We start from the raw sequence: 437 nt of genomic DNA, 5'->3' as shown, positions 1-437 counted from the left end.
CTGCGTGGCCTGTTCGATGGCGAGGAAACCGATAGCGACGGGCCGGTGGAATTCGAGTTCTTGGTAGCCGACCGCGATGGTAACAAACTGGCGGCCAACGACCTCAAGGTGCGGTTGATCCGCGAGCGCCGTGACTACTATTGGAACTACTCGCAGAGCGACGGCTGGAGCTACGCCTACAACGAGAAATTCCTGACCCAGAACGAAGAGACAGTCAGCGTCAAGGCGGGCTCCACTGCCAAGCTGAGCTTCCAGGTTGAATGGGGCCCGTACCGCGTCGAGGTGGAAGACCCGCAGACCGGCCTGGTGTCCAGCGAGCGCTTCTGGGCCGGTTACCGCGCCCAGGACAACGCCGAAGGCGGTGCCGTGCGCCCCGACCAGGTCAAGCTGGCGCTGGACAAACCGTCCTACGCCGACGGCGCCACGGCCAAGGTTAC

At 63.6% G+C, this 437-nt stretch carries 1 protein-coding gene; it reads left to right on the top strand.

The features are described 5' to 3' along the window. On the top strand, positions 1–437 hold a 437-nt coding region (locus tag EOE48_RS28860), incomplete at both ends, for a hypothetical protein (RefSeq protein ID WP_148239833.1).

This window comes from Methylobacterium oryzihabitans, assembly GCF_004004555.2.
Lineage (GTDB): Bacteria > Pseudomonadota > Alphaproteobacteria > Rhizobiales > Beijerinckiaceae > Methylobacterium > Methylobacterium oryzihabitans.
Note: the sequence above shows the minus strand (reverse complement) of the source record. Positions and strands in the feature narration are given on the sequence as shown.